General features: G+C 64.1%; 14 protein-coding genes. 9 read left to right on the top strand and 5 right to left on the bottom strand.

Going from position 1 to position 15,126, the window contains the following annotated elements; all coding sequences use genetic code 11:
- Window positions 1–44: 44 nt before the first annotated feature.
- The 4 genes from LJ737_RS16065 to tilS form a co-directional block, all read right to left on the bottom strand.
- Window positions 45–761 (bottom strand): DNA alkylation repair protein, encoded by a 717-nt coding sequence (locus LJ737_RS16065; protein ID WP_227767533.1) that lies wholly within the window; start codon window positions 759–761, stop codon window positions 45–47.
- 2 nt (window positions 762–763) lie between these two features.
- Window positions 764–1,396: a macro domain-containing protein gene (locus tag LJ737_RS16060; protein WP_227767531.1), complete on the bottom strand. Its 633-nt coding sequence runs from the start codon at window positions 1,394–1,396 to the stop codon at window positions 764–766.
- 111 nt (window positions 1,397–1,507) lie between these two features.
- Window positions 1,508–2,452 (bottom strand): malate dehydrogenase, encoded by a 945-nt coding sequence (mdh, locus tag LJ737_RS16055; protein ID WP_227767529.1) that lies wholly within the window; start codon window positions 2,450–2,452, stop codon window positions 1,508–1,510.
- 505 nt (window positions 2,453–2,957) lie between these two features.
- Window positions 2,958–4,292, bottom strand: a complete 1,335-nt coding sequence (gene tilS, locus LJ737_RS16050; protein ID WP_227767527.1) for a tRNA lysidine(34) synthetase TilS — start codon at window positions 4,290–4,292, stop codon at window positions 2,958–2,960.
- A gap of 204 nt (window positions 4,293–4,496) precedes the next feature.
- On the opposite strand from tilS, the gene LJ737_RS16045 reads away from it, so the two are divergent.
- On the top strand, window positions 4,497–5,447 hold the full coding sequence (locus LJ737_RS16045; RefSeq protein ID WP_227767524.1) for a glycerophosphodiester phosphodiesterase: 951 nt from the start codon (window positions 4,497–4,499) through the stop codon (window positions 5,445–5,447).
- A gap of 28 nt (window positions 5,448–5,475) precedes the next feature.
- A complete protein-coding gene (locus LJ737_RS16040) occupies window positions 5,476–7,149 on the top strand; it encodes an OstA-like protein (RefSeq protein WP_227767522.1) in 1,674 nt (557 codons plus the stop codon).
- 43 nt (window positions 7,150–7,192) lie between these two features.
- Here LJ737_RS16040 and LJ737_RS16035 read toward each other — a convergent pair whose 3' ends face one another.
- Window positions 7,193–8,110: a DUF5694 domain-containing protein gene (locus LJ737_RS16035; RefSeq protein ID WP_227767521.1), complete on the bottom strand. Its 918-nt coding sequence runs from the start codon at window positions 8,108–8,110 to the stop codon at window positions 7,193–7,195.
- A gap of 418 nt (window positions 8,111–8,528) precedes the next feature.
- Between LJ737_RS16035 and LJ737_RS16030 the strand changes: the two genes are divergently transcribed.
- From LJ737_RS16030 to LJ737_RS16005, 7 genes are all read left to right on the top strand, one after another.
- On the top strand, window positions 8,529–9,374 hold the full coding sequence (locus LJ737_RS16030; RefSeq protein WP_227767519.1) for an outer membrane protein assembly factor BamD: 846 nt from the start codon (window positions 8,529–8,531) through the stop codon (window positions 9,372–9,374).
- Window positions 9,375–9,471: 97 nt separating this feature from the next.
- The gene (locus LJ737_RS16025) at window positions 9,472–9,813 is read left to right on the top strand and encodes a DNA-directed RNA polymerase subunit omega (RefSeq protein WP_227767517.1); all 342 of its coding nucleotides are present in this window, start codon (window positions 9,472–9,474) and stop codon (window positions 9,811–9,813) included.
- A gap of 22 nt (window positions 9,814–9,835) precedes the next feature.
- Window positions 9,836–10,390 (top strand): flavoprotein, encoded by a 555-nt coding sequence (locus LJ737_RS27165; protein WP_317206658.1) that lies wholly within the window; start codon window positions 9,836–9,838, stop codon window positions 10,388–10,390.
- A gap of 81 nt (window positions 10,391–10,471) precedes the next feature.
- On the top strand, window positions 10,472–11,131 hold the full coding sequence (locus LJ737_RS27160; RefSeq protein ID WP_317206657.1) for a phosphopantothenoylcysteine decarboxylase domain-containing protein: 660 nt from the start codon (window positions 10,472–10,474) through the stop codon (window positions 11,129–11,131).
- Window positions 11,121–12,059, top strand: coding sequence for a type IX secretion system protein PorD (gene porD / locus LJ737_RS16015; protein WP_227767515.1), 939 nt, complete (start codon window positions 11,121–11,123; stop codon window positions 12,057–12,059). The genes LJ737_RS27160 and porD overlap by 11 nt, the downstream gene beginning before the upstream one ends.
- A gap of 313 nt (window positions 12,060–12,372) precedes the next feature.
- Complete coding sequence (gene recN / locus LJ737_RS16010; protein ID WP_227767513.1) at window positions 12,373–14,052, top strand: DNA repair protein RecN; 1,680 nt, start codon at window positions 12,373–12,375, stop codon at window positions 14,050–14,052.
- Window positions 14,053–14,283: 231 nt separating this feature from the next.
- Entirely contained in the window at window positions 14,284–15,114 is an 831-nt protein-coding gene (locus tag LJ737_RS16005) for an enoyl-ACP reductase FabI (protein WP_227767511.1), read from the top strand.
- The last annotated feature ends 12 nt before the right edge of the window (window positions 15,115–15,126 follow it).

Here is a 15,126-nt window from a genome sequence, read left to right as displayed (position 1 = left end):
CAACTGCACCAACCGGCCCGCCAGACTAGTCTGGCGGGCCGGTGTTATTTCTGCAGGTAGGCTTGGCGCTGGGCCGGGGCAAACCGCTCGATGGCGTAGCGCAGGGTGGTGCGCGGCAGCTGCCGGGCATGGTCGGCCAAGAACTCTTCCAGGGCGGCTTCGTTGCGCTTGCCCACTTCGCGCAGCATCCAGCCTACGGCTTTGTGGATCAGGTCGTGGCGGTGGGAGAGCAGCTGTTCGGTCAGGGCGAAGGTGTCGGCAAATTGCCCCTTGCGGATGAAGGCCAGCGTGCTCACGATGCTCATGCGCTGGCTCCAGAGGTGGTCTTCGGCCGCCAGCGCGTAGAGCGGCGCCCGGTCGCGCTGCAGCAGAGACCCGCCCACAATAGTCGGGCAGCTGATGTCGACCAGGTCCCAATTGTTGACGAAGCGCCGGTTGGCCAGGTACCGCTCGTAGAGTTCCTGCCGCCCGGCGGGCCCAGCTTTGGCGAATTGCAGCGTCCAGATGATCAGGCCGATGGAGCGGCAGTCGTGCCAAGGGCTGCGCACCAGTTGCTGCTCTACCTCGTCGGGCGGCAGCGCGCGGAATTCGCGGGCCAACTGCCGCTGCAAGGGCATGGGCAGGCCCAGAAACTGGTCACCCTCGCCATACTGGCCGGGACCGGTTTTGAAGAAGCGCGCCACCAGCACGGCCCGCGCGGGGTCGGCCAGGGCGTGGATTCGGGCCAGCAGGTCGGCGGCCGAGGAAGCAGCGGCGGGCATGGTTAGGGAATGTCGTAGGTGATGTGCTTGGGGTCGTGGGTGTAGAAGTAGGCGTAGTTGGAGCGTAGCTCTTCCCAACCCTGCTTGGTGGCGTACTGCTCCCGCGTCACGTCTTCCCAGGCCAGGCGCATCTGCCGGGCGCACACCAGCGGCGGCACCTGCCCCACGCCGGTGCCCAGGCCCGGAATGGCCACCGTCTGCACCTTCTCGGCTACCGGTTCGCCCGGGCTCAAACGACCGTGGCGCAACAGCACCAAGATGGCCTTCATGGCCAGGTACACATTCGGCCCGCGCGTAATGGTCATGGGCGTGCGCATGGTGGGGGCCGAAATCAGGTAGGGAAACCCGGCGTGGCCGGTTTCGATGATGGCGGCCTGGCCCACCAGCAGCTCGCCGTAATACTGCTCGCGGATCAGGCGCTGCAGGTCTTTTTCCAGGTGCCAGCCCAAGTGCTTGGAAATGGCGAAGTCGATGCCGCCGTTCATGAAGCCGAAGCTGTTGGCGGGGCTGACGAGGGCGTCGGCCGGGTGGTCGAAAATGGAGGCGTGGCGGACGGTGACCTGCGGCACATCGGCAAACACGCGTTGCCAGGCGGCCACCACCTCGGGGTTGGTGTCGATTAAGTTAAGGTGCATGAAAGGGGCTTCTGCGGCAAGGTACTGCGCAACAGCCAGCTGCCAAACGCGCAACGGGCCGCCCCGCGCAGTGCGGAGCGGCCCGAAGGTCTGTGCGTCGGCTAGGCCGAATTAGGCGCTGGCGGGCTGGCCCATCTTGTCCAGCGCGTCCATTACCTCTTTCACGTGGCCGCGCGAGGTTTCCAGCAGTGCCTTTTCCTCGTCGTTGAGCTGCAGCTCGATGATGCGCTCAATGCCGTTTTTGCCGAGGATAACCGGGGCGCCCAGGTACACGCCGTCGATGCCGTACTCGCCTTTCAGCTCCACGCACACCGGGAACACGCGGCGCTGGTCGCGCACAATGGCTTCCACCATCTGGGCCGCGGCGGCGCCGGGGGCGTACCAGGCCGAGGTGCCCATCAGCTTCACCAGCTCGCCGCCGCCCACGGCGGTGCGCTGCACGATGGCGTCCAGCTCAGCCTTGCCGATCAGCTCGGTGACGGGGATGCCACCCACCGTGGTGTAGCGCGGCAGCGGCACCATGGTGTCGCCGTGGCCGCCCATCAGCACCGCTTGAATGTCTTTGGGGCTCACGTTCAGGGCCTCGGCCAGGAAGGCGCGGTAGCGGGCCGTGTCCAGAATGCCGGCCATGCCAAACACCTTGGTGCGGTCCAGGCCCGAGGTCAGGTGCGCCTGGTAGGTCATCACGTCGAGCGGGTTCGACACGACGATGATGATGGCGTTGGGCGAATATTTCACCACTTGCTCGGTCACCGATTTCACGATGCCGGCGTTGGTGGCGATAAGGTCGTCGCGGCTCATGCCGGGCTTGCGGGGCAGGCCCGAGGTGATGACCACCACGTCGGAGCCAGCGGTGCGGGAGTAGTCACCCGTCACGCCCACCGTGCGCGTGTCGTAGCCGATGATGGGGGCTTTCTGCCAGATGTCGAGGGCTTTGCCTTCAGCAATGCCTTCCTTGATGTCAACCAGAACTACTTCGTTGGCAATTTCGCGGGTGGCGAGTACGTCGGCGCAAGTGGCGCCCACGTTACCGGCCCCTACAACGGTTACTTTCATGGGGTGGTCGTTGGGAATTGATGATGGGGTTCTGGCCCGCAAGGTAAGCACCAGTGCTTAGAGGGTGGTGCTTGCCGCGTAGTTTTTAGCACCAAGCCCGTTCAGCCCTGGAAAGCCACTTGCCCGCCGAGCTGCCCGGTTGACCACGGAGAAAGTCGGTTGAGCGCAGCGGCCGTCGGTTGGGCGTGCCGAAGCCCTGTTGAGCGGGGCGCGAATCGGTTGGGCCGGGAGGCAGTCGGTTACCCCTGGAAACGCGCCGCGCACGCGTGGAAACCGGTCGCGCACCACTAGAAACGTCAGCCGAACAGATAGAAACGCGCCGGCCACGGCTGGAAACGTCGCCCACATCAATGGACACGCGCCGGCCACGACCGGAAAGCCGGCGGATCGGCCTGGAAAGGCGGCGGCCACGGGGGCCAACCCCTCTGTTATGCGCGTTGCCGCTTTCGGCGGGGCACCTTAACCGTAGCGGCGCCACGACTTCAGGAGCCGGGGCACTACGGGGCTATTTCTGCCGGCGCAGCTCCAGCACCCGCTGCGTTTCCTCGGTCACCTTAAATCGGTCGTCGGGGCGCATGCCCACCACCCACACCACCTTGCCGTCGGCCGAGGTGAGCAGCAATACTTGGTCCTTGAGGTTGAGGGGCACTTTCTGGTCGATGAGGAAGTCGCTGATTTTCTTTTTGCCCTTCAGGCCGATGGGCATAAACCAGTCGCCCTCGCGCCAGCGCCGCAGCGTGAGCGGAAACTTGAGCTTGTCGAGGTCCAGCGCCGCCACGTCCTTGGCTTTGGGCACGGCGTAGCCGTCCACCGCGCGTTCCTGGGCCGTCAAGCGCAGCCCCTCCACCTGCAGCTCGGCCTGGCCCTCCGGCCACTGGTGGGTGCCGAAGCCGCTGAGGTTTTTGGGCGTGATGACCAGCTGGTCGCGGTCCTTCACCAGCCGGTGCGTGGGCGAGTCGAACTGCTTGCCCGACACGGCGCGGAACGACTCCACGATGTCCTTGGTGACCGGCCAGGAAAAGTGGAAGGGGCGCAGCAGCTCGTGCAGCATCACGGCCGTGGCGGGCGTGGCTTGGAGCACGGCGATGTTGATGTAGGTGGCTTCGGCCTCGTCGCGGCGGGCCTGCTGGGCGGTCTGGTCCACCAGGTGCTGCACCAGCAGCTCGGCCCCGCGCACCCGCTCGGCGGTGTGCTGCAGGGTTTGGTCGAGGGCCGGGTTCAGCTCGCGCAGCACGGGCAGCACGTCGTGGCGCAGGCGGTTGCGCTGGTAGAGGGTGCTGTCGTTGGAGGAGTCTTCGCGCCAGACGAGGTGCTTTTCCACCACGTAGTCGAACAAATCGTCCTTGGCCGCGCCCAGCAGCGGGCGCACCACCCGGCCCTGGCGCGCGGGAATGCCGTGCAGGCCCGAGAGGCCGGTGCCGTGGGTGAGGTTGAGCAGCATGGTTTCGGCCGCGTCGCGCTGGTGGTGGGCGGTGGCCACGTAGTCGAGGCCCTGGGTGCGCAGGAGCTGCTCAAACCACTGGTAGCGCAGCACGCGGGCAGCCATCTGCGTCGAGAGGCCTTCCTGCTGGGCAAAGCCCTTGGTGTCGAAAAACTCGGCGAAGTAGGGCGCGTTGTACTTCTTGGCCAGCTTGCGCACGAATTCCTCGTCGGCATCGGCCTCCTCGCCGCGCAGGCCGAAGTGGCAGTGCGTCACGGCCACCGATACGCCCAGCTGGTGCAGCACGTCGAGCAGCACCACCGAATCGAGGCCGCCGCTGACGGCGACGAGCACCTGGTCGGTGGCCGGATCAAAAAGCTGGTGGTCGAGGATAAAGCGGCGGACGAGGTCGGGGAGCATAACGGGAAGGCACAAAAAGCTCTCGCAAAGGTAGGAGGGAAGCGCCGGCCACGGTGGCGCCGGGCAGGCGCGGCGTTGTGGCCCGCCGGAGCCGCTTTCTCGTCGGAAACCCCGTTGGGCAAACCCCCGGCGGCCGCGGGCAGTATTACAGCGGAGAGCAGCGGCTACCGCCGCCGTTGAGGGCCTTTTAACGCAGTGGGGGCGATGCACAAACGGATACTTCGGGCCTGTTACCTGCTGGGGCTGCTGAGCCTGGCCGCCTGCGCGCGCTCCGGCCCGGCGCGGGTCGACACCGGCTTCGGGCGCGGGCCGCAGGTGCTGGGCCACGCCGGCTCGGGCTTTTTCACGCCCATCAGCCCCTTCAACGCCCTGCCGCCGAGCAGCCTGGGCGGCATCCGCCACGCCCTCGACCGCGGCGCCGACGGCGTCGAAATCGACCTGCAGCTCAGCCAGGACAGCGTGCCCATGCTCTTTCACGACGAGGACCTGACCAACCGCACCGCCGCCCAGGGCTATGTCAGCCAGCACCCGGCCGCCGAGCTGACGCGGCTGCGCTACACCGGCGGCTGGCCCTATGACTGGCTGCAGCACGAGCGCGTGGCCACCCTCGACGAACTGCTGACCGAGCTGGCCACGCGCCCCACGTTCCCGTACCTGCACCTTGACCTGCACGAGCACGACGACGCCAACTTTGCCCAGCCCTACGTCCGCTCCCCGGCCTTGATTCGCGCCATAGCCCGGGTGCTGCGCCGTCACCACGTACCGCCCGCCCGCCTGCTCATCCTGACGCAGTACGAGCCCAGCCTGCGCCAGCTGCGCCGGGAAATTCCCGGCGCAGCCTTGGGGCTGGAAATCACCGACCAATTTGAGGAGCGGCTGGCGCAGGCCGCGGCGGCGCAGGTGGAGGCCGTGGTGCTGTCGAAGTACGTCATCACGCCGGAGCGGGTGGCCCAGGCCCACGCCAAGGGCTTGCAGGTCGTGGTGTTCGGCGGGCGCTCCAGAAAAGCCATTCAGCGCCTGCTCAATTGCCGCCCCGACGGCATCGAGGTCGACAACGTGCCCCAGCTGCTGAGTTTGCTGGGCCGCCGCGGGCGCCCGGCCGAGGCCGCGCCCCAGGCGCACGCGGGCGCACCAAAAGCTGGACCGCTGCGTTAGGGCTGCGGGTTCCGTACTTTTGCGCCGCATGCGCCTCCGAATACTCTTCTGTTTCTTCTTTTTGCTGCTGACCGCGCCGCTGGCGTGGGCCCAGCGCCCGGGTGCCCAGCCCGCTCCGCGCCCCGCCGCCAAAGGCCAGCCCGCGCCCAAAGCCTCGAAGGTGGAGCTGCTGCCCGGCGCGCGGGAGCTGGTGGGCGGCTCGTTCAACGGCCAGCAGATCCGCAAGGTCATCGGCAACGTGAGCTTCCGGCAGGACGACGCGCTGCTGTTCTGCGACTCGGCCTACCAGTACGTCGACCGCAACGCCATCGAGGCGTTCAGCAACGTGCGCGTGGTGCAGAACGACACCATCACCATCACCGGCGACCGGGGCGCCTACAACGGCGACACCCGCACGGCGCGCATGACCGGCAACGTGGTGATGCGCGACCCGCGCATGACGCTGACTACCCAGACGCTGGACTACGACCTGAACCGCAAAACGGCCTTTTACAGCACCGGCGGCCACCTCACCGACCCCGAAAACACGCTGGACTCGCAGCGCGGCTACTACAACACGGAGACGCAGGTGTTCAGCTTCCGCACCAACGTGAAGCTGGTGACCAAGGACTACACCATCACCAACGACACGCTGCAGTACAACACGCAGTCGAAGGTGGCCTACTTCTTCGGCCCGACGCGCATCGTGGGCAAGCAGGGCAACATCTACGCCGAGAAGGGCACCTACAACACCCGCACCCGGGTGTCGGACTTCCAGCGCAACGCCAAGATCGAGACGCCCAACTACCTGCTTGGCGGCGACAAGCTGGTGTACGACGAGACGCGGCAGTACGGCGTGGCCACTGGCAATGTGTCGATGACGGCCAAGAAGGACAACGTGGTCATCCGCGGCGACGTGGGCCGCTACTGGCGCGGGCTGGGCCGGGCCAAGGTGTACGGCTCGCCGGTGATGCGCAACATCTCGGACCGCGACACCATGTACCTGGCCGCCGATACGCTGGTGAACGTGGAAAGCAAGTCGGAAACCGACCCGGGCATCGTCTACGCCTACCGCAAGGTGCGCATCTGGCGCGGCGACCTGCAGGGCCGCTGCGATTCGCTGACCTACAACCGGCGCGACTCGGTGATTTACCTGAACCGCAACCCGGTGCTGTGGAGCCAGAAAAACCAGCTCACCGCCGACTCGATGGAAGTGCGCCTGCGCCGGCAGAAGATTGACCAGATGCGGCTTTATGCCAACTCGTTCATCATCGGGCAGGATACCCTGCTGAACTTCAACCAGGTGAAGGGCCGCAACATGGTGGCGTACTTTGTCGACAGCAAGCTGCGCAAGGTGAACGTACTCGGCAACGCCGAAAGCCTCTACTACGCCCTCGACAACGACACGGCCACCACCGGCCTGAACAAGGCCGTGTCGGCCAACATGGTCATGCGCTTCGCCGACAACAAGCTGCAGACCATCAGCTTCCTCACCGAACCTGACGCCAGCTTTATTCCGCCCCACGAGTTCAAGCCCGAAGACCAGAAGCTCAAGGGCTTTCAGTGGCTGATCGAGCAGAAGCCCACCCGCCGACAGGTGCTCGGCAAGCACTTCGCCCCGGTGAAGAAAGCCAAGCCCAAGGCCAAAAAACCGGTGAAGAAAACCACCAAGCCCGCGCCCAAACCAGTTGCCAAGCCAGTGGCCGGAGCGGCGAAGAAGTAGCCGATTTTCCGGCTGAACAGAAGCTGCTGCGCGTGCAACTGACTTACCGAATAGCTTGGAGTCGCTGCTTCTGATTAGTCTTCAGGTACGTAGCCGCGGGCGTTACCTGATAGGCCGGGTTGGCGGCCAGTAGCTCCTGCAGCACGCCCACGTGGGCCACACCGAATATCACCAGCACCCGTTTGGCCTGGGTTTGCTGCTGCGCCCGCAGGATGTTGGAGTAGATTTTCAGGTTGCGGTTGTAGTGCAGGGTGATATAGTGCGCCCCGATATACGCCGCATCCACCGCGCCCAGGTCGACGGTGTTGGTGGCAGTGGGCGAGAAGGCGCCCTCGGTCACCAGAGCCGGCGTGTTGAAGATGGCGCGGTGCACCAGGTTGATCATAGCCGGCTGATTGGCCAGGGCTATGTAGTCGTACACCGACAGGCTGTCGTGCTGCACCAGCGCCCGCAGCGGCCGGGAGGTCGTCTGCAGCAGGCGCAGGTCCCGGGTGAAGGCGTCGATGTTGGCACCCGACTGCAGCAAGGACTGCGAAGTGGCCGCGTAATAATCCACGGCCCTGACGCCGGGTAGCTGCAGTTCCTTGGCCAGCGCAAAGCCAATTTGGTACAGTTCGCGGCGGCCATCGGGCAACGCCGCCAACTCCAGCTGCCCGGCCTGGTAGCGGGCGTACAGGCTGTCGAGGCGCCCCTGCTCCGGCCGCTCCGCTTCCACCAAGATGGCGTCGGGGCGGAAGCGGCGCAGCTGTTGCCGCAGCTTGGCTAGCTCGGCCTGCTTTTTGGCACCGAGCACGTCGGATTGCGGCTGCTTGTTGTAGAGTTGGTTTAAGTGGTCGAAGCCCACCACCATGACGGCGGTGCGGCCACTACTGGACTGGGCCAGGCTGCAGTAGGCGCTGCCCACGAACAGCAACGCGAGGAATAAGCGGCGGCAAAAAGTGGCGCGGGAATCGGGGGACATGAATTGTAGAGCGTAAGATGGTTGTCCGGCTGCGGACAGTGTGGGGTGGTGGGCACCCGGCAAGGTTCAAGGGCCGTGCCAGGCAGGCGGCGTGTTGATTTATAGTTCGTTAGGCATGATCTGGGCTGTTGACGTTGCTGTAAAAGCGTCCGGTAATGTACAGGTGTCCGGTTTTGGTTGACCAAGTGCGGGCACTTGCCCGCGGCAGCAAGGCTGTAGCGTCTTCCCAAATGCAATGCTAACGGTAAGTTTGCCGTTGGCTAACGCGACACCGCGCCAACGGGCCCCGCCCGCGCAAAAAGCGGTGCACTAAACCGCGGCTCGCCGTGTTAAGAGCGCAACCTTTCCGGCTACCTCGGCCTCCTGACGTTGAGCGGCTTTGCGCCGCCCGCGCCAAATCCTTACCTTTGCCCCCCTTATGCCCGCATTCCGTCTCCGCATCGTTGCCCTGCTGATCTGCACTCTCTCGTTGGGTGCTTGCAGCTCTTACCAGAAGCTGCTCAAGAGCACCGATGTGACCAAGAAGTATAACGCGGCCATCGACTACTACGAGAACAAGCACGACTACTACCGGGCCGGCACCCTGCTGGAACCGCTGATTCCGTTGCTGAAAGGCCGCCCGGAGGCAGAAAAGGCCGAATTCTACTTCGCCCACACCAACTTCCGCCAGCGCAACTACACCCTCGCGGCGTACTACTTCGACCAGTTTGCCACGACCTACGGCGCCTCGCCGTTCGTGGAAGAGGCCGAGTTCATGCACGCCAAGTCGCTGTTCAAAGACTCGCCCGAGTACGAGCTGGACCAAACCAACACCGTGCAGGCCGTGGCCGCCATTCAGGATTTTCTGAACCGCCACCCCGAAAGCAAGTTCCGCTCGGAGGCCGAGAGCATGTCGAATGAGCTGCAGAAGAAGATGGAGGTGAAAGCGTTTGAAGGCGCTAAGCTCTACTACTCGCTGCGCTACTACCAATCGGCCGTGGTGGCCCTGCAGACGTTTCAGCAGCAGTACCCGTCTTCGGTGTACGGCGAAGAAGCGGCGTACCTGCGCATCGTGTCGCAGTACGAGCTGGCCCGCGAGTCGGTGGAGGAAAAGCAGCGCGACCGGTACCTGGAAGCCGTGGCTTTTTACCAGAACTTCGTTGACACTTTTCCGCAGAGCAAGAACCTGAAGCAGGCCGAAACGTACTACGACGCTGCCCAGAAATTCCTGAAAGACCACCCGGCCGCAACCGGGGCGCCTAACGCCGCCGCGGCTACGAACTAGTTTTTGAAAATGGCTACCTTGGCGAGCCGCTGATGCGTGGAATCCCACTCCCGGCACGCTCCCCAGGCCGCCCTCAGCCTTTGATAATCCTCATCCCATGAAAGTACCGAGCAACGTTCCTGCTTCCATCGTTACGCGCAACCTGTCGGATTTCGTGAAGGAAACCGGCAACGTGTACGAGTCGATTGCCATCATCTCGAAGCGCGCCAACCAGATTTCGGTGAAGCTCAAGGAAGAGCTCAACGGCAAGCTGTCGGAGTTTGCCACCACGGTCGACAACCTCGAAGAGGTGTTTGAAAACCGCGAGCAAATCGAAATCAGCAAGCACTACGAGCGCCTGCCCAAGCCCACGAACTTGGCCATCGAGGAGTTTCTGGAAGGCAAAGTGACCTTCCACACCCCCGAGTTGGAGGAGCCCACGGCCGACAAAGCCGAGTAATTACCGTTAGCCCGACGCTGCTATGCTGGCCGGACGCCGCATTGTGCTGGGCGTAAGCGGCAGCATCGCCGCCTACAAGTCGGCCGCCCTGGTGCGGCTGCTCATCAAAGCCGAAGCCGAGGTGCAGGTTATCCTGACGCCCTCGGCTTCGGCTTTTGTGACGCCCCTAACCCTGGCCACGCTCTCGAAACGAGCGGTGCTGCAGGGCTTCATCAAAGACGAAGTCGGCGGCGTGTGGCACAACCACGTCGACCTCGGCCTCTGGGCCGATGCCCTGCTCATTGCCCCGGCCAGCGCCAACACCCTGGCCAATCTGGCCCAGGGCCTGTGCCCCAACCTGCTCATGGCCGTGTACCTCTCGGCCCGCTGCCCCACGTTGGTAGCGCCGGCCATGGACCTGGATATGTACCAGCACCCGGCCACCCAGCGCAACCTGGAGCGCCTGCGCCAGGATGGCGTGCGGGTGCTCGACTCGCCTGCCGGCGAGCTGGCCAGCGGCCTCTCTGGCCCCGGCCGCATGCTGGAGCCGGAAGATATTGTGCGGGTGCTGGAGCAGTTTTTCGCTGATAAGCAGTAGCCTCGTCGAACGGCCTGTCGAGCTTGTCGAGACATGACGTTCTTGCGGCTTCCTTAGTCATTCCTCCTTCTTCCCGCCACCATGCACGTTCTGCTCACCGCCGGCCCCACCTACGAGCCCATCGACCCGGTGCGCTTCATCGGCAACCACTCCACCGGCAAGATGGGCTACGCCCTGGCCGCCGAGTTTGCCGCCCAGGGCTGGCAGGTGACGCTGATTAGCGGCCCCACGAGCCAGACCATCAGCCACCCGCGGGTGACGGTGTTGCCCGTGCAAACGGCCCAGCAGATGTACGAGGCCGCCGCCGCCGTGGCGCCCCAGGCCGACGTGTGGGTGTTTGCCGCTGCCGTGGCCGACTACCGCCCGCGCACCGTAGCCGCCGAGAAAATCAAGAAGCGCGACGACGGCACGGACGAGACGCTCACCATCGAGCTGGTGAAGAACGTGGACATTGCCGCCACGCTGGGGCAAACCAAGCGCCCTGAACAATTTTCGGTGGGTTTTGCGTTGGAAACGCAGGACGAACTCCAGAACGCCCAAGGCAAACTGCGGCGCAAGGGCTTCGACCTGGTGGTGCTGAATTCCCTGCGCGACGCGGGAGCCGGCTTCCGCCACGACACCAACAAGATTACCCTCGTGGAAGCCTCCGGCGTGACTACCTTTGAGTTGAAGCCCAAAACTGACGTGGCCCGCGACATTGTTTCTGCCATCCTTGCCCGCCTCCAGCCCCATGTTGCGTAACTACCCCGCTATCTGTCTGAGCCTGTTGCTCACCGCGCTGCTGGCCTTGCCGGCCCGCCGCGCTGCGGCCCAGGAGCTGCTGGCCGAGGTGACGGTGAAGGCCGAAAACGTGACCATCACCGACCCGCAGCTGCTGAACTCGATGAAAAACGACGTGTCGCAGTTCCTCAACAACCGGCGCTGGACCAACGACGTGTACAAGCCCGAGGAGCGCATCAAGTGCAGCGTGTACATCGGCATTACCAGCATTCCTACCAACGGCCAGTACATTGCCACGGCCCGCGTGTTTAGCCGCCGCCCGGTGTACGGCACCAGCTACGAAACCACGCTGATGAGCTACGCCGAGTCGTGGAAGTTTACCTACCTGCCCGGCCAGCCCCTCGACTTTTCCGAGAACAGCTACGTCAATAACCTCTCGTCCATCCTGAGCTTCTACGCGCTGACCATCATCGGCATGGACCAGGACAGCTTCGCTCCCCTGGGCGGCTCGCGTACTTTCGACCGTGCCCGCAACATCATGCAGGCCGCCGCGGCCCAAAACCAGGACGGTGACGAAGGCTGGAAGGACAACGGCAAGCGCGACCAGCGCAGCCGCTACTGGCTGCTCTCGGGCCTGCAGGATCCGCAGTTGCAGGCTTTGCGCTCGGCCTCATATTCTTACTACCGGCAGGGGCTGGACGTCTTTATTCAGAAGCCCGAAGACGCCCGCACGTCTATTTTCATTGCCTTGCAGGGCGTGAAGGAATCAGCCGAGCGGCGCCCCGGCTCCACGCTGATCAAAGCGTTTTTCGAAACCAAGGCCGACGAAATTGCCAACCTCTACCGCAGCAGCACCTCGGCCGAGCTCAAGCAGAGCGTGGTGGCCCTGCTGCAGGAAGTGGACCCAACCAGTTCGGCCAAGTACCAAGTGATTTTGCAGCCCAAATAACCGGCGGTTGCGGCGCTGATTGCCCGCTTCCACTCCTGATCAAGGCCCGCGCGCTCGTGCGGGCCTTTTGTTTTGCCGCCGCCCCTGCCTAGCTTGCCGGCCCGATGCCGCACCCATTGGCAGCCACAAAATTTATTATCGCGGCGGAAAGCAATAGGAATGCGGTTTTGATTAGCAATGTGCTAAGGTGGTTGGGGTGAGGGCTTGCGTGGCTGCTAAATGATTTAGTAGGTTTGTAGACGGCGCACCCGCGGCTGCTCGGCAGTGCGGGCGTTTGGCCGTCTTCACCTGTCTCACGCAACCACCGCGTATTATGCTGGTTGACCTTCGTATCCAAAACTACGCCTTGATCGAGGCCCTGGAGCTGCGGCCCTCGGGGCAGCTCAACATCATCACGGGCGAAACCGGCGCTGGCAAGTCCATTATGCTCGGCGCCATCGGCCTGCTGCTCGGCAACCGCGCCGATTCCAAGCTGCTCTTCAACACCACCAAAAAGTGCGTGATTGAGGGGCAGTTCGACATTTCGGGCTACCAGCTCCAGGACATCTTCGAAGCCGAGGACCTGGATTACGACGCGCAGTGCATTCTGCGCCGCGAAATTGCGCCCACCGGCAAGTCGCGCGCCTTCGTCAACGACACGCCGGTGACGGTGGAGACGCTGCGCAAAATCGGGGCGAACCTGATGGACATCCACTCCCAGCACGACACGCTGCTGCTCGGGGACCCGGTGTTTCAGCTCAACCTCATCGACCTCTACGCCGGCCTGGTGCCCACGCGCACGCAGTACGGCACGGCTTTCCGCCAGTACCGCAAGCTCGCCGCCGACCTCAAGGCGCTGGAAGACCAGGTGGTGCAGGCCAACAAAGAGTTAGACTACCACAGCTTTTTGCTCAACGAGCTGGAAGATGCCCGCCTCGACGGCGAAGACCAGGAGGCCCTGGAGCAGGAGCTGAAGGAGCTGGAGCACGCCGAGGAAATCAAGCTCAAGCTCGGCTACGCCCTGCAGAGCCTCTCGGAAGGCGAGTACTGCGCCACCGCCTCGCTCAAGGAAACCAGCATCGTGCTCGGGCAGATTGCCGCTTACTCGGAAGGCGCCCGGCAGCTCAAGGAGCGCGTCGACAGCTGCCTGATCGAGCTGCGCGACGTGGCCGACGAGGCCGAGCAGGCCCAGCAGCGCACCGAGGCCGAGCCGCTGCGCCTTGACGAGCTGCAGCAGCGCCTGACGGTGCTCTACAACCTGCAGCGCAAGCACCAGGTACGCGACCTGCCGGCCCTGCTGCTGGTGCGCGAGGACCTGCGCCAGAAAGTGGGCTCGGTGCTCAACCTTGACAAGGAAATCAGCCGCCTGCGCCGCGACGCCGACGGGGCCCTGGCCACCGTGAACAAGCGCGCCGCCCACCTCTCGGAGCAGCGCCGCAAGGCCTTCCCGCAGTTTGAGAAGGAGCTGGCCAATCTGCTGTTCGACCTGGGCATGCCCAACGCCCGCCTGCTGGTGCAGCACAGCACCGGTCAGCCCTCCGCCTCCGGCACCGACGTCATCAGCCTGCTCTTCACGGCCAACAAGGGCGCCCAGCCGCAGACGCTGAGCAAGGCCGCCTCGGGCGGGGAATTCTCGCGCCTGATGCTGTGCGTGAAGTACCTGCTGGCCGACAAAACCGCCCTGCCCACCATCGTTTTCGACGAAATCGACACGGGCATCAGCGGGGAAATTGCGGTGAAGGTGGGCCGCATGATGCAGCAAATGGCCAAAAAGCACCAGTTGGTAGCCATTTCGCACCTGCCGCAGATGGCCGCCGCCGGCGACGCGCACTTCTACGTGTACAAAGAAGACCGCGCCGACCGCACCGTGAGCCGCATCCGCCGCCTCTCGGAGGAGGAACGCATCCGCGAAATTGCCCAGATGATTTCGGGCGCCCGCGTGAGCGAAAACGCCGTGCAAAGTGCCCGGGAGCTGCTGGCGCTGCGCGGGGAAAGCGACTTGGTGGCGGCGTAGTTAGGGCGGTCGGGGAAAAAATAATTACGTCGTTCCGAGCTGGTCGAGGAATCTCGCGTGCTGACGTCCACAGGTAATGTCTTCGTTTGACGGTGATTTTACTATCGGACATCAGCACGCGAGATTCCTCGCCCAGCTCGGAACGACGTTCTGTTAATTTCGGCTGCACTTCGGGCCGAACCCCTATTTTTGCCCGTTCCTTTTCCCAGACTTCGACTCAACTCGCTTTTTATGGCCAACAACCTTCTCGCCGGCAAGCGCGGCATCATCTTCGGCGCGCTCAACGAACAATCCATTGCCTGGAAAGTGGCGCAACGCTGCCACGAAGAAGGCGCCACGTTCGTGCTCAGCAACGCGCCGCTGGCCATGCGCATGGGCGAAATCAACAAGCTGGCCGAAGAATGCGGCGCGCCCATCATTCCGGCCGACGCCACGGTGGTGGAGGACTTGGAGAAAGTGTTCAGCGGCGCAGTGGAGCAACTCGGCGGCAAGATTGACTTCGTGCTGCACAGCATCGGCATGAGCCCGAACATCCGCAAGGGCAAGCACTACGGCGAGCTGAACTACGACTGGTTTCAGAAGACGCTGGACATCTCGGCTCTCTCGTTCCACAAGATGCTGCACGTGGCCGAGAAGCAGGATGCGCTGGCCGAGTGGGGCTCGGTGGTGGCCCTCTCGTACATCGCCGCCCAGCGCGCCTTCCTCGACTACACCGACATGTCGCAGGCCAAGGCCGTGCTCGAAAGCATTGCCCGCAGCTACGGGCAGCGCCTGGGCACCCAGAAGAAGGTGCGCGTTAACACCGTGTCGCAGTCGCCGACCAAAACCACGGCCGGCACCGGCATCAGCGGCTTCGACGCCTTCTACGAGTACGCCGACCGCCTTTCGCCGCTGGGCAACGCCCCGGCTGAAGCCTGCGCCGACTACTGCGTAAGCTTGTTCTCGGACCTGACGCGCTACGTGACCATGCAAAACCTGATGCACGACGGCGGCTTCAGCACCACCGGCATTTCGGAGGCCATGGTAGAGGCCATCACGCAGGCAACCAGCAAGGAGGCCTAAGCTTCAGCACCC

The sequence above is a fragment of the Hymenobacter sp. 15J16-1T3B genome, from assembly GCF_020711235.1.
In the GTDB taxonomy this organism is placed as follows: domain Bacteria; phylum Bacteroidota; class Bacteroidia; order Cytophagales; family Hymenobacteraceae; genus Solirubrum.
Note: the sequence above shows the minus strand (reverse complement) of the source record. Positions and strands in the feature narration are given on the sequence as shown.